This window comes from Rhodococcus sp. NPDC003348, from assembly GCF_053589375.1.
This window is the reverse complement of sequence record NZ_JBSFRT010000006.1, coordinates 95,015-115,742: the sequence shown is the minus strand read 5'-3', so window position 1 is coordinate 115,742 and position 20,728 is coordinate 95,015. Positions and strand designations below refer to the sequence as shown.

18 protein-coding genes are annotated in these 20,728 nt (G+C 70.2%); 5 read left to right on the top strand and 13 right to left on the bottom strand.

Features of this window, described 5'->3' with window-relative positions:
• Positions 1-40 precede the first annotated feature (40 nt).
• From pruA to ACWDU4_RS06110, 6 genes are all read right to left on the bottom strand, one after another.
• The gene (gene pruA, locus ACWDU4_RS06135) at positions 41-1,684 is read right to left on the bottom strand and encodes an L-glutamate gamma-semialdehyde dehydrogenase (RefSeq protein WP_450112973.1); all 1,644 of its coding nucleotides are present in this window, start codon (positions 1,682-1,684) and stop codon (positions 41-43) included.
• A gap of 136 nt (positions 1,685-1,820) precedes the next feature.
• Positions 1,821-2,918 (bottom strand): succinyldiaminopimelate transaminase, encoded by a 1,098-nt coding sequence (gene dapC, locus ACWDU4_RS06130; protein WP_450112972.1) that lies wholly within the window; start codon positions 2,916-2,918, stop codon positions 1,821-1,823.
• An 11-nt stretch (positions 2,919-2,929) separates the two neighbouring features.
• A complete protein-coding gene (fdxA, locus tag ACWDU4_RS06125) occupies positions 2,930-3,253 on the bottom strand; it encodes a ferredoxin (RefSeq protein WP_450112971.1) in 324 nt (107 codons plus the stop codon).
• 101 nt (positions 3,254-3,354) lie between these two features.
• Complete coding sequence (locus ACWDU4_RS06120; protein WP_450112970.1) at positions 3,355-4,137, bottom strand: hypothetical protein; 783 nt, start codon at positions 4,135-4,137, stop codon at positions 3,355-3,357.
• Complete coding sequence (locus ACWDU4_RS06115) at positions 4,134-6,803, bottom strand: bifunctional FO biosynthesis protein CofGH (protein WP_450113039.1); 2,670 nt, start codon at positions 6,801-6,803, stop codon at positions 4,134-4,136. The genes ACWDU4_RS06120 and ACWDU4_RS06115 overlap by 4 nt, the downstream gene beginning before the upstream one ends.
• Before the next feature lie 99 nt (positions 6,804-6,902).
• A complete protein-coding gene (locus ACWDU4_RS06110; protein WP_450112969.1) occupies positions 6,903-7,100 on the bottom strand; it encodes a hypothetical protein in 198 nt (65 codons plus the stop codon).
• Positions 7,101-7,247: 147 nt separating this feature from the next.
• Here ACWDU4_RS06110 and ACWDU4_RS06105 point away from each other — a divergent pair, with 147 nt between their 5' ends.
• From ACWDU4_RS06105 to ACWDU4_RS06085, 5 genes are all read left to right on the top strand, one after another.
• Positions 7,248-7,727 (top strand): PH domain-containing protein, encoded by a 480-nt coding sequence (locus ACWDU4_RS06105; protein ID WP_450113038.1) that lies wholly within the window; start codon positions 7,248-7,250, stop codon positions 7,725-7,727.
• Positions 7,728-7,741: 14 nt separating this feature from the next.
• Positions 7,742-9,319, top strand: coding sequence for a PH domain-containing protein (locus tag ACWDU4_RS06100; protein WP_450113037.1), 1,578 nt, complete (start codon positions 7,742-7,744; stop codon positions 9,317-9,319).
• Between the two features lie 115 nt (positions 9,320-9,434).
• Entirely contained in the window at positions 9,435-10,463 is a 1,029-nt protein-coding gene (locus ACWDU4_RS06095) for an esterase/lipase family protein (RefSeq protein ID WP_450112968.1), read from the top strand.
• A gap of 254 nt (positions 10,464-10,717) precedes the next feature.
• The gene (locus ACWDU4_RS06090) at positions 10,718-11,701 is read left to right on the top strand and encodes an esterase/lipase family protein (RefSeq protein ID WP_450112967.1); all 984 of its coding nucleotides are present in this window, start codon (positions 10,718-10,720) and stop codon (positions 11,699-11,701) included.
• Positions 11,702-11,753: 52 nt separating this feature from the next.
• A complete protein-coding gene (locus tag ACWDU4_RS06085) occupies positions 11,754-12,434 on the top strand; it encodes a uracil-DNA glycosylase (protein ID WP_450113036.1) in 681 nt (226 codons plus the stop codon).
• On the opposite strand, the gene ACWDU4_RS06080 is transcribed toward ACWDU4_RS06085, so the two are convergent.
• From ACWDU4_RS06080 to typA, 7 genes are all read right to left on the bottom strand, one after another.
• On the bottom strand, positions 12,431-13,735 hold the full coding sequence (locus ACWDU4_RS06080; protein WP_450112966.1) for a YncE family protein: 1,305 nt from the start codon (positions 13,733-13,735) through the stop codon (positions 12,431-12,433). The genes ACWDU4_RS06085 and ACWDU4_RS06080 overlap by 4 nt on opposite strands.
• Before the next feature lie 93 nt (positions 13,736-13,828).
• Positions 13,829-14,254 (bottom strand): hypothetical protein, encoded by a 426-nt coding sequence (locus ACWDU4_RS06075; protein WP_450112965.1) that lies wholly within the window; start codon positions 14,252-14,254, stop codon positions 13,829-13,831.
• Between the two features lie 32 nt (positions 14,255-14,286).
• Complete coding sequence (locus tag ACWDU4_RS06070) at positions 14,287-14,442, bottom strand: hypothetical protein (protein ID WP_450112964.1); 156 nt, start codon at positions 14,440-14,442, stop codon at positions 14,287-14,289.
• An 84-nt stretch (positions 14,443-14,526) separates the two neighbouring features.
• The gene (locus ACWDU4_RS06065) at positions 14,527-15,903 is read right to left on the bottom strand and encodes a glutamate decarboxylase (RefSeq protein WP_450112963.1); all 1,377 of its coding nucleotides are present in this window, start codon (positions 15,901-15,903) and stop codon (positions 14,527-14,529) included.
• A 75-nt stretch (positions 15,904-15,978) separates the two neighbouring features.
• Positions 15,979-16,857, bottom strand: a complete 879-nt coding sequence (gene mshB, locus ACWDU4_RS06060) for an N-acetyl-1-D-myo-inositol-2-amino-2-deoxy-alpha-D-glucopyranoside deacetylase (protein WP_450112962.1) — start codon at positions 16,855-16,857, stop codon at positions 15,979-15,981.
• Positions 16,857-18,686: an ABC transporter family substrate-binding protein gene (locus tag ACWDU4_RS06055; RefSeq protein WP_450112961.1), complete on the bottom strand. Its 1,830-nt coding sequence runs from the start codon at positions 18,684-18,686 to the stop codon at positions 16,857-16,859. Before ACWDU4_RS06055 ends, mshB begins: the two co-directional genes overlap by 1 nt.
• A 92-nt stretch (positions 18,687-18,778) precedes the next feature.
• Positions 18,779-20,674, bottom strand: a complete 1,896-nt coding sequence (gene typA, locus ACWDU4_RS06050) for a translational GTPase TypA (RefSeq protein WP_450112960.1) — start codon at positions 20,672-20,674, stop codon at positions 18,779-18,781.
• Positions 20,675-20,728: the final 54 nt, after the last annotated feature.

Genomic DNA, 20,728 nt, shown 5'->3' with positions numbered 1-20,728 from the left:
GCCGCGGCCAGGATCGCGGGCCGTAGCGGATTGACCACGGTCACGTCTCCGGCCCCATGTGCGGGTAGCGGTGATCGGTCGGCGGCACGAACGTCTCCTTGAGCGTGCGCGCCGACGTCCACCGCAGCAGGTTCAGCGGGGACCCCGCCTTGTCGTTGGTGCCCGATGCCCGCGCCCCGCCGAACGGCTGCTGCCCCACCACAGCCCCGGTCGGCTTGTCGTTGATGTAGAAGTTCCCCGCGGTGAACCGCAGTGCCGCCGAAGCCTTCTCGACGGCGGCCCGATCGTCCGCGACGACCGACCCGGTCAGCGCGTACGGTGCGGTCCGGTCCACCACCGAGAGCAGGTCCTCGAACGCCTCCGGGGCAGCGTCGTCGTAGACGTGCACGGACAGGATCGGGCCGAAGTACTCGGTGGCGAACGCCTCGTCACCCGGGTCGTCGGCGAGCAGCACGGTCGGCCGGACGAACCAGCCGACTGCGTCGTCGCAGGTGCCACCGACGGCGACCTTGACGCCCGCGGCACCACGGGCGCGTTCGATCGCGGCGACGCTCTTCTCGTAGGCGGCCCGATCGATCAGTGCGCCACCGAAATTCGACAGGTCCGTGACATCGCCGTAGGAGAGTTCGTCGGCCTCGGCGAGGAAGTCCTCGCCCATCTCGTCCCACACCGAGCGGGGCACGTAGGCGCGGGAGGCGGCCGAGCACTTCTGCCCCTGGTACTCGAACGCGCCGCGGATCAGGGCCGTGCGCAACACGTCCGGGTTCGCGGACGAGTGCGCCACGACGAAGTCCTTGCCGCCGGTCTCCCCGACCAGCCGCGGATAGCCGCGGTAGCGGGAGATGTTCGCGCCGACCTCCCGCCACAGGTGCTGGAAGGTGCGAGTCGAGCCGGTGAAGTGGATCCCCGCCAGCCGCGGATCTCCGAGTACGACGTCCGAGACCGCCGGGCCGGTCCCCGTGACCAGGTTGATCACGCCCGGTGGGAGCCCGGCCTCCTCGAGCAGTTTCATCGTCCAGTAGGCGGAGAGCGTCTGGGTGGGCGACGGCTTCCACACCACCGTGTTGCCCATCAGCGCCGGCGCGGTCGGCAGGTTCCCGGCGATCGCGGTGAAGTTGAACGGCGTGATCGCGTACACGAAGCCCTCGAGCGGCCGGTACTCCATCCGGTTCCACACCCCGGGGCCCGAGATCGGCTGCTCCGCGAGGATCTGCCGCGCGAAGTGCACGTTGAACCGCCAGAAGTCGACGAGCTCGCACGGCGCGTCGATCTCGGCCTGCTGCACTGATTTCGACTGCCCGAGCATCGTTGCGGCAGCGAGGGTTTCCCGCCACGGCCCGGACAGCAGATCCGCCGCCCGCAGCAGCACCGCGGCCCGCTCGTCGAACGGCAGCGCCCGCCAGCCCGGGGCCGCGGCGACCGCGGCGGTCACGGCGGCGTCGGCGTCCTCGTGGGTGGCATCGGTGAGCGTCCCGAGCACCGCGGACCGGCGGTGCGGCTGCACCACGTCGATCCGCTCCCCGCGACCCATCCGGTGCACCCCGCCGATCACGTGCGGCAGGTCCACGGGGGCACCGGCCAGCTCGGCGAGTTCGGAAACGAGGATCGTGCGCTCGCGGCTACCGGGAGCGTACGAGTGGACCGGTTCGTTGACCGGCGAGGGAACCCCGGTGACGGCGTCCATGCTGCCTCCTGCCCCGAAGTGGCGACCGGGCACCCCGGTCGCCGAGGAACTTGAGATCCAGCGTAAGGCGCCTGCCGCTCTCGTGCGCGGTGGGCGAGTCCGAGGATTCGCACACCGCGCACGAGCGGCGAAGCTGCTACAAGCGTGAGGCGGCGGCGGCGATGCGCTCGTCGGTCTCGGTCAGTGCCATCCGCACGTGGCGGCGGCTGCCGGGACCGTAGAAGTCGCCGGGGGCGACCAGGATGCCGCGCTCGGCGAACCAGTCGACGGTGTCGCGGCACGCCTCCTCGCGGGTCAGCCACAGGTACAGGCCGGCCTCGGAGTTGTCGACGGTGAATCCGGCACCGCGGACGGCGCCCAGCAGGATCTCGCGGCGCCGACGGTACCGCTCGCGCTGCTCGTTCTCGTGTGCGTCGTCCTTCAGCGCGGCGGTCATCGCGGCCTGCACCGGCAGCGGCATGATCATGCCGGAGTGCTTGCGAACCTCGAGCAGTTCCGCGACCAGCGCCGGATCGCCGGTGACGAACCCGGCCCGGTAGCTCGCAAGGTTCGACGTCTTCGACAGCGAGTGCACGGCCAGCAGGTTGGTGTGGTCGCCGTCGCAGACCCGCGGGTCGAGCACCGAGTACGCCTCGGCCTCCCACGTCAGCCCGAGGTAGCACTCGTCGGACACGACGATCGCGTCGCGGCTGCGGGCGAACTCGACGACCTTGCGCAGGTGGTCGATGCCGAGCACCTTGCCCGTCGGATTCGACGGGGAGTTGATGAAGATCAACTCGGGCTTCTCCGGCCCGAGCCGCGTCAGTCCGTCCGCGCGCAGCACCCGACAGCCGGCGAGCAGCGCACCCACCTCGTACGTCGGGTACGCGACCTCGGGAATCACCACCAGATCGCCCTGACCGAGCCCGAGGAGGGTCGGCATCCAGGCGATCATCTCCTTGGTGCCGATCGCGGGCAGCACCGCCGCCGGGTCGATGCCCGTGACGCCGTAGCGCCGCGCCAGGGCCGCGACCGCGGCCTCACGCAACGACGGCTCGCCCCAGGTGGTCGGATACCCGGGAACCTCGGACACCGACGCCAGCGCGTCGCGGATCAGAGGTGCGACCGGGTCGACCGGAGTGCCGACGGACAGGTTGACGATCCCGTCCGGATGGGACTGCGCCTTCGCCTTCGCGTCGGCGAGTGAATCCCACGGGAAGTCGGGCAGACCGCGCGAGACGGCGTTACGTGGCACGTTCGAAGACCTCAGTGCTCGCCCATGGGCGGCAGCGCCTTGATGAACGGCGGGTCGTAGTCGACCTTGCCGAGCTTGGCGGCACCGCCGGGCGAACCGAGTTCGACGAAGAAGTCGACGTTCGCGGAGACGTAGCCGTTCCACTGGTCCGGGACATCGTCCTCGTAGAAGATCGCCTCGACCGGGCAGACCGGCTCACAGGCGCCGCAGTCCACGCACTCGTCGGGGTGGATGTAGAGCATGCGGCCACCCTCGTAAATACAGTCGACGGGGCACTCTTCGATGCACGCCTTGTCGAGCACATCCACGCACGGTTCTGCAATCGTGTAGGGCACTGCCGCTGCCTTTCTGACACGGACCTCTTACCGGGCGCACGTCGCGCACCAGGGTTACCAGTATCACCCCTGCCGGAGACGAGCACCGGCTTAGGGTGCCCTCAGACGGTGGTCGTTCCCCGTGCTCCGCTACCCGCGACCGCGGTTCGCACGGTGTGCCCGTCGACCCACCGTTTGCCCTGGACCGCGGCGTCGAACAGGGCGCCACGCTCGCCCAGGTAGTCGGCGATCGCACCGACGAGGGGCAGGTTCCCGAGGGCGCGCCACGGCCGCGACGGCTGCGGACGCTTGTGCAGTTCGTCGGGGATCGCCCGCAGCACCCGCGCGGTCGACCACATGCCACCCAGCGCCGCGAGGGGTCGCCAGCCCCGCGACTCCTCGGGCCGGTCCTGCTCCTCCCGCGACAGCAGGGTCCTGGCGTCGATCTCCCGGTTGCAGAGCACCGAGGCCAGCAGATCCACCTGCGCCGTCCGGTCGGTGACGCCGAGCTCCCGGGCCACCGCGATCAGCACCAGCGTCTGATTTGCGAAGCCGAGCAGGTCCTGCAGAGGCAGCTTCTTGGCGACCGGGCCGAGCACACCGGGAAACGCCACGACGACGGTGTTGAGGAGCCCGAGCCGGGTCAGCCACCACCGGGCCCGCCGTTCGTCGCCTGCGCGTTCCCACGACGCGGTGCCGGGCACCTCCGCGAAGTCGAGCAGCCAGGCCACCCCGTCGAGCACGCGGTCGACGGGTCCGCCGCCCGGAGCGGGCGGGACGAAAGTACGGGCCTTGATCCCGAACGGGTCCGCCGACGCCAGATCCAGCACCGGGTTCACACCCCACGCCGCCCGGTCCAGCACTGCGACGACGCGGGCATCCCCGATCGGATCGCTCTCGCTCATGACACCACCGCCCTCACCCCGTCACCGGTTGTCGCCGCGTATCCGGTCGTACGCTCCCGGGCCGGCCGGCCGATGCCCTCGGCGATCGCCCGCAGCTCGGCGACGGTCTTCTCCGAACCGTGCTGCGAGCCGGCCATCCGGGAGATCGTCTCCTCCATCAGGGTGCCGCCGAGATCGTTGGCGCCGCCCTGCAGCATCGCCTGGGTGCCCTCGATGCCCAGCTTGACCCAGCTGGTCTGGATGTTGGGGATGCGGCCGTGCAGCATCACCCGGGCGAGGGCGTGCGCGGCACGGTTGTCGCGCATCGTCGGTCCCGGCCGGGACGCCCCGGCCAGGTACAGCGGGGACGACTGGTGCACGAACGGCAGCAACACGAACTCGGTGAATCCTCCGGTGCGGTCCTGGATTCCGCGGAGCACGTTCAGGTGCCCGACCCAGTGGTGCGGCTGGTCGACGTGCCCGTACATCATCGTCGAACTGGACCGCAGGCCCACCTCGTGGGCGGTGGTGACCACGTCGATCCACGTGCTCGTCGGGAGCTTGCCCTTGGTCAGCACCCAGCGCACCTCGTCGTCGAGGATCTCGGCGGCGGTGCCGGGGATGGTGTCCAGGCCGGCGGCACGCAGTTCGGTCAGCCAGTCCCGCACCGACTGCCCGCCGCGGGAGGCGCCGTTGACGATCTCCATCGGGCTGAACGCGTGCACGTGCATCGACGGCACCCGCGCCTTGACCGCGCGCACCAGGTCGGCGTATCCGGTGACCGGCAGTTCCGGGTCGATGCCGCCCTGCATGCACACCTCGGTGGCGCCGGCGACATGCGCCTCCCACGCCCGGTCCGCGACCTCCTTCGCCGACAGCGTGAACGCGTCCGCGTCGCCCTTGCGCTGCGCGAACGCGCAGAACCGGCAGCCGGTGTAGCAGATGTTGGTGAAGTTGATGTTCCGGTTCACCACGTAGGTGACGTCGTCGCCCACGGTGTCGCGGCGCAGGTTGTCGGCGAGTGCGACCAGCGCCTCGAGCCCGGCGCCGTCGGCGGTCGCCAACGCGCGGTAGTCGTCGTCGGAGCAGCCCGCCGGGTCGCGTTCGGCGTTGCGCAGGGCCGTCAGCACGTCCGAGTCCACCTTCTGCGGCGCGCTGAGCGAGAGCACCTGCTCACGGACGGTCTCCCAGTCTCCGAACGCGCTGCCCAGGTCGCTGCGGGTCTCGGTGTTGCGGCCGTCGGTGTCGATCCCGGTGTTCAGGTCGATCCGGCCGCTCGACTCCCACATCTCGTCCGGCTCCTGCCACGGCAGGCCGGTCGGGATCGCGTCCGCGCGGGCCATGCCGGTGTCGGGGTCGGCGAGCGCCTGCACGTGCCCGGCGATTCGCGGGTCGATCCACGGGGACCCGGCGAGGACGTACTGCGGCTGCGCGGCGGTTCGTTCGACGAGCGTGTATCCGGCCTCCGCGGTGATCGCGGCGAGCGTGTCGAGGTTCGGCCACGGCCGTTCCGGGTTGACGTGGTCCGGGGTCAGGGGTGAGACACCGCCCCAGTCGTCGACACCGGACGCGATCAGCGCCAGGCACTCGTCACCGGAGACCAGGTTCGGCGGCGACTGGATCCGCATCGCCGGGCCGAGCACCAGACGGGAAACCGCGATCGCGGCTCGGAACTCCTCGATCCCGGCATCGGGCGTGTCCCGCATCGCGGTGTCGTCCTTGGCCAGGAAGTTCTGCACGATCACCTCTTGGACGTGACCGAACGCCTTGTGCGACTTGCGGATCGCCATGATCGTCTCGGCCCGCTCGGTCATCGTCTCGCCGATCCCGACGAGCAGACCGGTGGTGAACGGCACCGAGAGCCGGCCCGCGTCCGTCAGGGTCCGCAACCGCACCGCCGGATCCTTGTCGGGGCTGCCGTGGTGGCACTGCCCCTTCTCGGTGAACAGCCGGGTCGACGTCGTCTCGAGCATCATCCCCATCGACGGCGCGACGGGCTTGAGCCTCGAGAGTTCCTCCCAGCTCATCACGCCCGGGTTCAGGTGCGGCAGCAGGCCGGTCTCCTCGAGCACCCGGATGGACATCGCCCGCACGTAGTCGAGCGTGGAGTCGTAGCCGCGGGACTCGAGCCACTCCCGCGCCTCCGGCCACCGCTCCTCGGGCCGGTCACCGAGGGTGAACAGCGCCTCCTTGCAGCCGAGTTCGGCGCCGCGGCGGGCGATGTCGAGCACCTCGTCCGGATCCAGGTACATCCCGTGTCCCTCGGCCCGCAGCTTGCCGGGCACGGTGACGAAGGTGCAGTAGTGGCACTTGTCGCGGCACAGCCTCGTCAGCGGGATGAACACCTTGCGCGAGTAGCTGACCGTCTTCGGCCTGCCCGCCGCCTCGAGTCCGGCGTCACGGACCCGGGCCGCCGAGGTGCACAGGTCCTCGAGATCGGCACCACGCGCGTGCAGCAGGACGGTCGCCTCGTCGACGTTGAGGGTTGCGCCGTCCCGGGCCCGACGGAGCGCGCGCCGCATCGCCGACGCCGGCGGTGCCGGCAATTCCCCTGACGCCGGCGGTGCCGGCAATTCCCGCGACGCCGGCGGTGCCGGCAATTCCCGCGACGCCGGCGGTGCCGGCAATTCCCGCGACGCCGGCGGTGCCGGCAATTCCCGTGACGCCGCCGGGATCGAGGCCGGCATGGTCGGGGCAGGCAACATCGTGGGAGAGGCGTGGTCGTCAACAGTCACGCCGTCGATCATGCGCCATCTCCGGAGACATGCGCCACAGCAGGTTGTCCGCTAGCGGGGGTACTCCTCGTCGTCGGGTACGTCGCGCGCCTGCTCGACCGCGTCGGCCACGTTGACCTCCTTGGTGCCGACGGTCTCGAGGTCCGGCGAGTGCTCGCGTTCGTCCTCCGGCAGGACGGGGTCCGCCTGACCAGCACGGTCCGCGTCCGTCATCTCGCCGTCGAACATGGGGTTCTCGGTTCGTTCCACGCCACGCTCCTTCCGCCGCTGATTCCAGGCTAGGCCACTTCCCACCCCGTGCACGGGTTCGGCGGACACGCCCGGCCGGGCGCCGCGCCGCGCCGCCCGGTGGGGCAGGGTGAAGGGGTGAGCACTCCCCCGACCTCCCTCGTCACCATGTCCGACCCGCAGTGGCGGCCGTCGCGACGGGCGCCGCTGCTGTGGGCGATCAATGCGGTCCTGATCTGGATTCCGGTCTTCGCGGCGCAGGTGGTGTGGGGATTCGTGGCCCGGGAGTGGACGACATGGCCTCACATCGTCGTGTTCCTGGTGACGGCGGCCGCCGCGCTGGTGCACGTGACGATCGTCCCCGGATGGCGTTACCGGGTGCACCGCTGGGAGATCAGCGACACCGCCGTGTACACACGGACCGGCTGGTTCACCCAGGAACGCCGCATCGCGCCGATCTCGCGGATCCAGACCGTCGACACCGAGCGCGGGCCGATCGACCGGATGCTGGGACTGGCGACGGTGACGGTGACCACGGCGTCGTCGGCGGGTGCGGTGACGATCACTGCGCTCGACTCTCCCGTCGCCGACGCGACCGTCACCCGGCTCACCGAGATCGCGGGCCGCAACGTGGGAGACGCGACGTGACCGGTGCACACCCGATGCCGCCTGCCCCTGGCACCGCGCCGCCGGAGGACTCGGGTCCCGAGGCGCTGGCCGCCGAGCAGGATCAGCCCTGGCTGCGGTTGGACAGGCGGATGCTGCTGGTGCATCCCGTCAACGAGGCGGTCAAGCTCCTTCCGGTACTGCTGGCCTCGGTGGTCGTCGGCAGTCAGAGCGGAAACCATGCGTGGGGGCTGATCGCCCTGACGGTGCTGGTGGCGTACGCGATCGCACGCTGGCTGACCACCAGCTACCGGATCGGCCCGGTGCACGTGCAGCTACGGACCGGGGTGTTCCAGAAGAAGCTGCTCTCCGTTCCGCGCAACCGGATACGCTCGGTGGACGTGGAAGCCGGTCTGCTGCACCGGATCCTGGGCCTGTCCGTGGTCCGGATCGGCACCGGGCAACGAGCCGAGCGGGCAGGCGATTCGACCCGGTTCGAACTCAACGCCCTCGACGCCCGGCTGGTTCCGGCGCTGCGTGAGGCACTGCTGCTCGCCCGGCACCCGGACCCGGCGGCCGCCGCCGCCCAGGACGAGGCGACCGCGGCGCCCGCCCCGGCGGTCGAGATCGCGCACTGGTCGCCGTCGTGGGTGCGCTACGCACCACTGTCGACCACCGGCGTGCTCACCGTCGCCGCCGCCGCGGGCGTCGTGTTCCAGTACGGCTTCAGTGAGCGCCTCACCACCTCCGACACGGTCGAGAACGGCTTGAACTGGCTGCTCGGATTCGGTGTCGTCACCGTGGTGACGATCGGACTCGTCGCGCTGCTCGCGGTGGCCAGTGCGCTCGCCTGCGTCCGCTACCTGCTGGCATTCGGTGACCTGCGGGTGACCGACGACGGGCACGTGCTGCACGTCAGCCACGGACTGCTCCGCACCCGGCAGACCACCCTCGATCGCGCGCGCCTGCGCGGTACCAGCCTCCGCGAGCCCCTCCTGCTGCGCCTGGCCGGCGCAGCCCGCCTCGACGCGGTGATGACCGGCATTTCCGCCGGGCAACAGCACTCCTCGATGCTGCTGCCGCAGGCCCCGCGCGGTGAGGCCGAGCGGATGGAGGCCCTCGTGCTGCGCGGCACGGGACCGGCGACGGCGACGGTCCCGTTGACTCGGCACGGTGCGGCCGCCCGCCGCCGCCGCTACACCCGGGCGCTGGTCCCGGTGGCCGCGCTCGCCGCCGTGGCCGGGGTGGCGGCCGCGGCCGGCGCCCCGATCGGATGGCCGGTGTGGACGGTGCTCGCGGTGCTCGCAGTCGCCGCGGCCGGACTCGCCCACGACCGGTACCGAGGACTCGGCCACGCCACGCCGCCGGGGTGGCTCGTCACCCGTCACGGATCCCTCGACCGCAGCAGGCACGCCCTGGAGGCGAACGGGATCGTGGGGTGGACGGTGCGGCAGACGTTCTTCCAGCGACGTGCAGGCGTGGCCACCGTGGTCGCGGCGACCCCGGCAGGCGCCGGGCACTACGACGTCCTGGACATGTCCGCCGAGCGGGCGTGGACACTGATCGAGACGGTGACGCCGGGGGCAGGAGACATCTGGACCAACAGCACCGGAGTTCCGCGCCGCGAACGGTGACACCGAGACCGCGAGTGACCGGTTCGCCGGATTCTGCCGCGCGGAACTGCCAGAGGCTGATAGAGATGGCCCCTGCACCATTCCGCCATCCTCGATCGTTCTCAGGAGTATTCGCGTGACCAACCGGCTACGGTCCACCACAACTGGCATCGCGGCTGTCGCGGTCGTCGCCCTCGGTATCGCCATCGTCCCCACGGCGACGGTCTCCGCCCAGTCCTCGACAGGGTCATCCGCAACGGAGTTCGTCGAGTCGTTCAAGAACGTCACGGGGTCCGTGATGAGCCAACCCCACGAACAGGGCGTACTGCCGGGAGTGAACGAGGACTGCACGCCGTCTCCGGAGCATCCGCGCCCGGTCGTTCTCGTCCACGGCACCGCGCTGAGGATGCAGAAGACCTGGGGCAACGTGCACGATCCGAGCCTGCCTGGACCGCTGGTCGAAGCGCTTCGCGCGGACGGGTACTGCCTCTACGCGTTGAACTACGGCTACGCCACTTCGACGTGGGTCGCCGGCATCCCCGGACCCAGCGGGTGGGGGCACGGCTCGATCACAGAGTCGGCGAAGGACCTGGCCGACTTCATCGACGGGGTGCGCGAGCGGACCGGCTCCACACAGGTCGATGTCGTCGGACACTCCCAGGCCGGTCCCCTGACCCGCCGGTACCTGCTCGCCGAGGGCGGGGCCGACCCGGCGAATCCCGCGAACAACAAGGTGCACACCTTCGTCAGCCTCGGGCCGAGCAACCACGGAACGACCTTCTGGGCCGACAATCCGGCCGACGCCAAGCGTGCGGGTGCCTCGATCGCCGGTCAGCAGCAGACGCCGGGCTCGGAATTCCTCACCGAGCTCAATGCCGCGCCGGAGACACTCCCTGGGATCGAGTACACCGTCATCGCGACGACGAAGGACGACCGAGTCTTCCCTTACGAGAGTTCGTTTCTCCTTCCCGCTCCCGGCACCGAACAATCCGTCCACCAGATGACGGTTCAGGAGGTGTGCGGCGACCCCGACCTGGCGGTCTCACACGCCAGGTACTTCCCTCCCGGTCTGGGCAACTCGGTCGGACTGCTCGACCATCCGGTCCCCCAGTTCCTCGTCCGCCAGGCGCTCGACCCGACACTGCCCGGCACTCCCCCCTGCTGAGCGCCGCCCCGGGTGGCGTCGGACTCATCGAAAGTCGCGGCATCCTGGCGGTCGCCCCGGCGCGGGCGACGGCTGGGACCGTGAGGCGCAAGTCCACGCCCACCTCCTGAGTCCACGCCCACCTCGTCGGCTGAGCCGCGACCGCGGGCGATGAAGAGTGATCGACGAAACACCGCTCCCTCTGGCACCTAATCATTAGTACTGCTAAAGATGACGGCGGCACCGTTTCACGATCACTTCTCAGGAGCACTCGCGTGACATACCGACTCCGCGTGGCCGCGACGACCGTCGCGGCCATCGCAACTTTCGTCGTCGGTACCACGATCGTCCCCACGGCGACCGCCTCGGCCCAGGCCGCGGCCCCGGGCCGCGCCCTCGGGCCGAAGCAAGCGCAGGGAAACCTGCCGGGCGCGAACGAGGACTGCACGCCGTCGCCGCGACATCCCCGGCCGGTCGTGCTCGTGCACGGCACCGGAGTACCGATGCAGGAGACCTGGGGCAACCTGGAGAATCCGAACCTGCCCGGACCGCTCGTCCAGTCGCTCCGAGCCGACGGCTACTGCGTCTTCGCGTTGAACTACGGATACGCACCCTCGATGTGGATCGCCGGCATCCCGGGACCGAGCGGGTGGGGTTTCGGCTCGATGGTGGAGTCGGCCAAGGAGCTCGCCCGGTTCATCGACGCGGTTCGGGAGAAGACCGGCTCCGCGCAGGTCGATGTGGTCGGGCATTCCCAGGGCGGCACGATGGCCCGACGCTACCTCCTCGCCGAGGGCGGAGCCGACCCGGCGAACCCCGCGAACAACGTGGTGCACACGCTGGTCACGCTGGGACCCAGCAACCACGGAACCACTTCCTGGGGGAACATTCCGGCCGCAGGCACGCTCCTGGGCCACGCGATCGCCATCCAGGAGCAGACTCCGGGGTCACGATTCCTGGCCGAACTCAATGCCGGACCGGAGACGCTCCCGGGGATCGAGTACACCGTCATCGCATCGACGAAAGACGATCGCATCCTGCCGTTCGAGAGCTCGTTCCTGAATCCGGCTCCCGGGACCGAAAGGTCCGTCCAGCAGACGACGGTTCAGGACGCCTGCGGCAACCCGAACCTCGCGATCTCACACTCGAGGGTCCTCCCCGGCATACCTTCGTCCACCGGCCTCCTCGACGACGGAGCGGCGCTCTTCCTCGTCCGCAGGGCACTCGACCCGACACTGCCCGGCACTCCCCCCTGCTGAGCACCCCCCGGGTAGCGTCGGACCCGTGGAAGCCCAGGGCACCCTCGCCGCGATGGACGCCGAACTCGTCGACTGCAGACGCTGTCCGCGACTGGTCGCCTGGCGGGAGAAGGCCGCCGCCGAGAAGCGTGCCGCCTTTCGCGACGAAACATACTGGGGGCGACCCGTTCCCGGATTCGGCCCGGCGGACGCCGCACTGCTGATCGTCGGACTGGCCCCGGCCGCGCACGGCGCGAACCGCACCGGGCGGATGTTCACCGGCGACCGCAGCGGGGACGTGCTGTATGCGGCGCTGCACGCCGTCGGACTGGCGAACCAGCCGACCGCCGTCCGACGAGACGACGGACTCGTGTTGCGCAGCACCAGGATCACCGCCCCGGTGCACTGCGCTCCACCGGACAACAAGCCGACCCCCGCCGAACGCGACACCTGCCGCCGGTGGCTCGACGAGGAACTACGACTCCTGACCCCGACGGTGCGGGCAGTGGTCGTACTCGGCGGATTCGGCTGGCAGGCACTGCTTCCCGCCCTCACCGCGGGCGGGTGGACGGTGCCACGACCGCGCCCGAAGTTCGGGCACGGCGCGCACGTCGAGCTCGCCGGGGAACGCCCCCTGCACCTGTTCGGCTGCTATCACGTCAGCCAGCAGAACACCTTCACCGGCCGGCTGACCCCGGCGATGCTCGAGGAGGTCCTGCGCGACGCCGGGCACGCGGCCGGACTGCTCCCCTAGGAGCCGCTGCTGCCCAGCCCGTCCAGGGAGCCGCCGCCCTCGGGGTCCGGTCCGGGAGTACCCGTCCAGCCTGCCGGGACATGCCCGAGGCGCACCCGCTGCGGATGGTCCCCGACCTCCACCGTCGCCACCTTCTGCCCGGTCGCGAAGTCGATCGCACTGATCGTGTCGTTCGCGCTCTCGGAGATGACGCAGTGCGTGCCGTCGCCGTTCACCGTCGCCCAGTACGGCTTGCCCGCCGGGACCGTCGGGGTCTCCTGCAGCGTCGCGGTGTCGACGGTCGTCACGTAGTCGTCCATCGTCCCGGCGATGCACAGCCTGCTGCCGTCGGGATTGATCGACATGCCGTGGTGGCGAGAGTCGTTCACCCAGGTGGTGCGGTCGGGGTTGGTGGCCGGGTTCTTGGGCAGTTCCTTGATCCGGGTGATCTTGTCCGAGGCGACGTCGTACTCGACGAAACCGTTGAAGAACGACACCTGGAAATACAGGGTGCCCTCGTCGGGGCTGAACGCCACCGGGCGCACCGAGTCGGAGAGGTCGTCGCGGCCGAACGCGTCGAGCCGGTCGCGCATGTCGATCACCTTCACGACCTGCCAGGTCGCGGTGTCGACAACGGTGATCTTGCGGTCACCCTTGGTGTCGTCCTGCTCCGGCGCGTCGGTTGCGGTGTTGACGTCTCCGATCGCCATGTTCCACAGGTACCGTCCGCCGTCGGTGTAGACGTTCTCGTGCGGCTTGTCACCGGTCCGGAACGATCCGATCTGCTGCCCGGTGCGGATGTCGAGCACGTGGACGGTATTGCTCGTCGACGCCGACACCGCCACCTGGGTGCCGTCCGGGGACACCGCCATGTGATCGGCTCGGTAGCCGGACACCGGAAATCGCCAGTTGACCTTCCCGGTCGTGAGATCGATCGAGACGACGTCGGCGAAACTGGGGCGGGACGCCACGACCGCGGTTCCGTCCGGGGTGGTGTACATGTCGTCGACGTACTGGTCGTGCCCCTCGCCGACCAGTTCCCGGATTCCGAGGAAGTACCCCAGCTTGATCGGGTTGGCGTAGATCTCGTTCAGGCGCTCCTGCTTGTCCGGGATCATGTTGACGCGACCGAGTTTCGAGTAGGCGCCGGTCGACTGGACGACATCCGCGGTGCCCTCCCAGTTGTTGCCGACGAAGAGCACCTCCGTCAGTCCGGCGGGCGCGGGAGCCGCCTGCGCCGTACCCGCCACCGCGCCGAGCGCGCAGACGGCGATCGTCGCCGCCCGTGTGATCCCGCGACCGGCCAACCACCTTGTCCCCACGTGTGCCCTCCTCGTCCCGATGTCGGCGGCACGCTAGCAGGCACCCCCGAGGTGCGGAGGAACAATCGCGAATCCGGTCGGGCGACCCCGGGGTCAGCGGGCGCGGGCCGCCTGCCCGCGCGCGACCGCCGCGTCGGCGCTCCACTTGAACAGCAGCACCATCGGCGGAACCAGACCGCCGACGAGCAGCAACAGCGCCCGCCAGTCGGCGAGCAGCAGCGAGTCGCCGCCGGGTCCGCCGACCATGCACACCAGGAACCCGACGAACCACCCCGCGAGCGGCAGCGCGTACCGGCCGGGCCGGTCGGTCACCGTCCGAGCGCCGAGAACCAGCAGGACGTTCACCACCGCCGCCGCCAGCACGCTCACCGGGAACGGCGCCGAGCCAAGCCGAGCGGGCAGGAACAGCACCGCCAGGATCGCGGTCAGGAACCCGTCGAAGACCAGCAGCACGAGAATGAAGCGGTCGAGGATGCCGCGTCCGGCGACGGGCGAGGCGGAGACGGGGCCGACGGTCATGACTGAAGATCGTAGGCGCCGGGCACCCGGCGTCAGGGCACCGGCGGGTACCCGAGCATCGTCAGCAGGTGCGATTGCATGTCCACGAACCCGTAGAGCGCGTTCATGTACATCTCGTGGTGCATCTGCGAGTTCGGCCGCAACGAGTCGACGAACGCGACGATCTGGTTCTGCACGCTCCAGTTCACACCCGTACCTCCAGCCCCACCCCGGAAACCATGACGTGGATCACAGCCTAGGCGCGGCGGGCGCCGCGGGTCACGCGTTCGCGGTCAGTGATGGAAGCCGGTCCGCTCGCTGTCGTCCGGGGTGCCGTCACGCAGCCGCGCGATCGCCGCCTCGATGTCGCCGGCGAGCAACGCGATCTCGTCACGAGAGACGCCGTGCCGCACCAGCACACGCTGGATCACGGTTTCCTCCCGGTGCGGCGGCAGTGGGTAGGACGGCACCTGCCACCCCCGCAGCCGCAACGCGTCACTCAGGTCGTAGAGCGAGAACCCGGCGGTCGCCGGATCGGTGAGCGTGTACGAGACCGCGGGCAGGCCACCCGTGCCGTCGTAGAGGATGGTGAACGGCCCCATCCCCCGGATCCGGCCGGCGAGGTACTGGGCGGTGTCCGAGCATGCCTGCTGGATCCGGCGATAGCCCTCCCTGCCGAGCCGCAACATCAGGTAGTACTGCGCGACGATCTCACCGCCCGGACGGGAGAAGTTCAGCGCGAACGTCGGCATGTCGCCGCCGAGGTAGCTGACCCGGAACACCAGGTCCTCCGGCAGCAGGTCGGCGCTGCGCCACACGGCCCACCCGACGCCGAGCGGTGCCAGACCGTACTTGTGGCCGGACGAATTGATCGACGCCACCCGATCGATCCTGAAGTCCCACACCAGTTCCGGCTGAACGAACGGCGCGATGAAGCCGCCACTCGCGGCGTCGACGTGCACCGGGATGTCCCAGCCGTGCTCGGCCTCGATCGCGTCCAGCGCGGCGGCTATCTCCGCGACCGGCTCGTAGTCGCAGGTGTAGGTGACACCGAGGATCGCGACGACGCCGATCGTGTTCTCGTCCACGTAGTCCCGCAGCTGATTCGGACGCATCCCGGTGGCGCCCTCCTCGAGCGGCACCTGCCGCAGTTCGACGTCGAAGTAGCGGGCAAACTTCTCCCAGCACACCTGCACCGGACCACACACCAGGTTCGGCCGGTCGGTCGCCCTGCCCTCGGCTCGGCGCCGCTCCCGCCACCGCCACTTGAGCGCCAGGCCACCGAGCATCGCGGCCTCGCTGGAGCCCGTCGTCGAGCATCCGACGGTTGTGCGCCCGTCCGGCGAGTTCCACAGGTCGGCGAGCATGTGCACGCACCGGGACTCGATCTCCGCGGTCTGCGGGTACTCGTCCTTGTCGATCATGTTCTTGTCGAGGCACTCGTTCATCAGCCGGTGCACCTCGTCCTCGGACCACGTCGAGCAGAAAGTCGCGAGATTCTGCGAGGAGTTGCCGTCGAGGGCCAGTTCGCCGTGAATCAGCGCATAGGCGATCCGGGGATCCGAAGATCCTTGCGGCATTTGATATTTCGGGAGAACTGCCTCACTGAGTGGCGTCGAGTAGATGTCGTTTACGATATCGGCGCGATCGCCGACCCGGTGCAGCGCCATCGGTTCGTGTCCCTTCGTGGGTGAAGCTCACACACTGCGGAAAACCGACCTCAGCCTAACCCGCGAACCGGACGATCACACGCCGGAGAACAGGTCGTGCTCGCGACCGTCGGCACCGACCTCACCGAGCACGCCGCGCGCCAGCACGTAGTGCTCGTCCACCGGAATCGGCTGCACGATGTTGTTCGACAGCGCGAACTCGGTACCCGTCGGCGACACCGTCACCTGCGTGGCGTGCGCCTCGAAGGCAGCCACCTTCGCCGCCAGCTGGGCGCGGACGTCGACGACGGTCGTCACCTGCTCGTCCGGCACACAGGGCAGCTCACCCGGCTCCGGGAGCCGCCAGGACTCCGGGATCTCGGTGATGCACTCGAGCCCCTCGGTCAGCGAGGTCGCCTCGGTGACAGTCCAGTACAGCTTCGCCACGTTCCACGGTTCACCGGCCGCGGTGCCGTCCGGCGACGCCGCGGCCTCGACGGCGGCGGTGACCACCTCGTGCACCCGGATGTGGTCCGGGTGCCCGTAGCCACCCCGCGGGTCGTAGCAGATCACGACCTGCGGACGCCGCTCGCGGATCACCGCGACGAGTGCGTCGACCACCTCGGCACGGTCCGCGTTCACGAAGGCCCGCGGATTCGCCGCCGCCGGGGTACCGGCCATGCCGGAGTCCCGCCAGCGTCCCGCGCCGCCGAGGAACCGGGGCTGCGCCACCCCGAGCCGGCCGAGCGCGGTCGTCAGCTCGAGGATCCGGAACCCGCCGAGCTGGTCGGCGCGGTCGGCGACCAGCTCCGCCCAGGCGTCGCCGATCACCTCGCCCTCCTCGCCCAGCGTGCACGTCACCACGGTCACCTCGGCACCCTCGGCGGCGTACCGGGCGATCGTGCCGCCGGTCGTGAGGGTCTCGTCGTCGGGGTGGGCGTGCACCAGCAGCAGTCGCGGCCGTTCGTCCGTCATCAGTTCTGCTTCCTCGACCAGTCCGCGGCATCGCTGAAGATGCCGACCTCGATCGCCCCGGCGAGCGAGACCCCTTCCACGTCGGGCCCGGCGGCAACCACCGTCGTGTCCTGCAGCACCGGCAGCACCGCGGCCAGCTCCCACAGCCGGGGCTCGGCGTGGGCGATCAGCTGCCCGACGTCGCCGACGCCACGCAGCGCGTCGTCGATCCCCTGCTGCAGGCCCGGGTCGCACAATCCCGAAACATTGCTCGGCGCAGCCGGATTCGGCACCACTTCGGTGGTGTCGCCGGCCTCCTCCCCAGTGGTCGGGGCGGGCGCCTCGGCGACCGACGTGTCCGGAGTCTCCGAGGCCGTCACCCCGGGCTCCGCACCACTCGCCTCGTCGGATTCCTCGACCGCTTCCGGCGCCGCCGGCGGCGGGCAACCGTATCGGGACGCCAGCGCCGTCGCCGGGTCCGCGCCCGCGCGCGCCCAGCCGACGACCGCGTCCACCCGCTCGTCGACCAGCGCGCGACCGTACAGTTCCTCGGCCCGCATCGTCGTGACGGTGACCTGCGCCCCCGCACCACGTAGCTGGTCGGCCGCGGTGTTCGCGACAGCGATCGCGGTGTCGTCTCCCTGGGTCGCGCCGATCGTCAGCGTCAGCGGGACGCCGTCGCGGACCAGCCGTGCCGGCGCCTCCGGATCGGCCGGTGCCAGTACCCATCCCGCCTCGGCGAGCAGGCCCAGAGCCTGCTCACGGGTGGGGGCGGGGGGCGCGGTCGGCACGTAGCCGGGCGCCGACGGTGCCAGCACCTGCGCCCGGGCGACCGTCGCATTCGCACCCGACGGGGTTCCGACGGACGCGAGCAGGTCGGTGTTCAGGAGGCCGAGCAGGCCCCGGCGCACCCGCTGGTCCGCGACGGCCGGGGTGCGGCCGTTGAATGTCAGGTCCAGCACCCGCGGCTGGAAAGTGGTCCCGGACCGCACGCCCGGAACCGCCGCGAGCTGCCACTGCAGGGAGCCCGCGCCACGCACCTGCACCACCTGCGCGTCACCGGCCCGGATCGAGTCGGTGAGCTGCGCGTTCGAGCCGCCGCGCCGCATCAGGATCTGATCGGGGGTGGCGGGCCGGCCCCAGAACCGGTCGTTGCGTTCGAGCAGGATCTCGTCGCGTCCCCGGTCGACGCTCTTGATGTGGAACTGCGCACCGGAAACCGGGATGTTCTCGGACAGGCCGCGCGCGAACCCGCCCGGGGTGTCCTTCACCAGATGCGACGGCAGCAGGTCGGTGAACAGTTCCCGCCACGCCGGGTACGGGGCCCGCATCGTGACGGTGACGGTCTTGCCTCCCGCCGACGACGCGATGTCGTCGATCAGCGCGTATCCGGCGGGATCGACCACGCCGGGCTGGCTGACCATCTGCTGCCACAGGTACCGGAAGTCCTCCGCGGCGATCGGCGCGCTGTCCGACCACTGCGCCTCGTTGCGGAGCTGGTAGGTGATCGTGAACGGGTCCTGCGACGTCACGTCCGCGGACACCAGCAGCGACTCGTCCGGCACCCAGTCCGTACCGCCCGGCACCGTCGGGCTCGGGACCGGCCGGAACGGGCTCGGCAGCACCATCGACGTCACCGCCGCGCCCACCGGCGACTGGTCGGAGAGCAGGTGCGGGTTGAAACCCTGCCCGATCTCGTCGATCGAGACCACGACGGTGTTCTTCGTCGTGACCGTTGTGGTGGGTTTCGGGCTGTCGGTGCTCTCCACCGGAGGCGGCGGATTCGCCGTGCAGCCCGCGAGAGCGAGACCGGCGACCAGTGCGGTCGCGATCGACAGAATCCCTCGCACTCACCCGTCCCTTCGTGTGTGCGGTTGCGCCGCCCGTGAGTGATCTCCACCCCGATGAGGGTGCAGATCACTCACAGACGCGAAGCGCAACTCTACAGCGCGGCCTTGTCGCGGGACTTCGCGCGCGAACGCTCGCGGGCGCGCTCGGTCGCGTTGAGGTGCACCTTGCGGACGCGGATCGCCTCCGGGGTGACCTCGACGCACTCGTCGCCGGCGCAGAACTCCATCGCGGACTCGAGCGTCAGCTCGATCGGCTTCGCGAGGGTCTCCGTGACGTCGGCGGTCGCCGAGCGCATGTTGGTGAGCTTCTTCTCCTTGGTGACGTTGATGTCGAGGTCCTCGGCACGCGGGTTGATGCCCACGACCATGCCCTCGTACGTGTCGGCGCCCGGGTCGACGAAGAACGTGCCGCGGTCCGACAGCTGAATCATCGCGAACGGCGTCACTGTGCCGCTCCGGTCGGAGACCAGCGAGCCGGTGTGGCGGGCGCGGATCTCGCCCGCCCACGGGGCGTAGCCGTGCGAGACGGCGTTGGCGATGCCGGTGCCGCGGGTCTCGGTGAGGAAGTCGGTGCGGAACCCGATCAGGCCGCGCGACGGGACGATGAACTCCATGCGGACCCAGCCGGTGCCGTGGTTGGTCATCTGGACCATCTTGCCCTTGCGGTTCGCGAGCAGCTGGGTGATCGCGCCGAGGTGCTCCTCGGGGGTGTCGATCGTCAGCTCCTCGAACGGCTCGTGCAGCTTGCCGTCGACCTGACGGGTGACCACCTGCGGCTTGCCCACGGTCAGCTCGAAGCCCTCGCGGCGCATCTGCTCGACGAGGATGGCCAGCGCCAGCTCGCCGCGGCCCTGCACCTCCCAGGCGTCCGGGCGGCCGATGTCGAGGACGCGCAGCGACACGTTGCCGATCAGCTCGGAGTCCAGGCGGCTCTTGACCATGCGCGCGGTCAGCTTGTGGCCCTTGACCCGGCCCACGAGCGGAGAGGTGTTGGTGCCGATGACCACGGAGATGGCGGGCTCGTCGACGGTGATGGTCGGCAGCGCGACCGGGTTCTCGGTGTCGGCGAGGGTGTCGCCGATCATGATCTCCGGGATGCCGGCGACCGCGACGATGTCGCCTGCGACCGCGACCTCACCGGGCTCGCGGCTCACGCCGACCGTCTTGAGCAGCTCGGTGATCTTGACGTTCTTGACTCCGTCGGCGTGCATCCACGCGACCTGCTGGCCCTTGCGGAGTTCACCGTTGTGGATACGGACCAGCGCGAGGCGGCCCAGGAAGTCGGAGGCGTCGAGGTTGGTGACGTGCGCCTGCAGCGGTGCGGACGCGTCGCCCTTGGGTGCAGGCACGTGCTCCATCAGCACGTCGAACAGCACGTCCAGGTTCTCGGTGTCGGGGGCCTGACCGTTCTCCGGCTGGTTCATCGACGCCTTGCCCTCGCGGCCCGACGCGTACAGGACCGGCAGGTCCAGCAGCGCCTCGGCGGCCGCGGCGGCCTCGTCGTCGAGGTCGGATGCCAGGTCGAGGAGCAGGTCCTGCGCCTCGGTGACGACCTCTTCGATGCGGGCGTCCGGGCGGTCCGTCTTGTTCACGACGATGATGACCGGCAGCGACGCGGACAGCGCCTTGCGGAGAACGAAGCGGGTCTGCGGCAGCGGGCCCTCGGACGCGTCGACGAGCAGGACGACGCCGTCGACCATGGACAGGCCGCGCTCGACCTCGCCGCCGAAGTCGGCGTGGCCGGGGGTGTCGATGACGTTGATGACGGTGACGGTGCCGTCCTGGTTGTGGCGATGAACAGCGGTGTTCTTCGCGAGGATGGTGATGCCCTTCTCGCGTTCGAGGTCACCGGAGTCCATGACGCGGTCGACCAGCTCGGCGCGCTCGGCGAAGGCGCCGGACTGGCGCAGCATGGCGTCGACGAGGGTGGTCTTGCCATGGTCGACGTGCGCGACGATGGCGACGTTACGGAAATTGGTGGTGCTCACGCGGGGCGTTCTCCTGGCTGCTGACGGGGCCACACGAATTTGGCGTCGTACGGC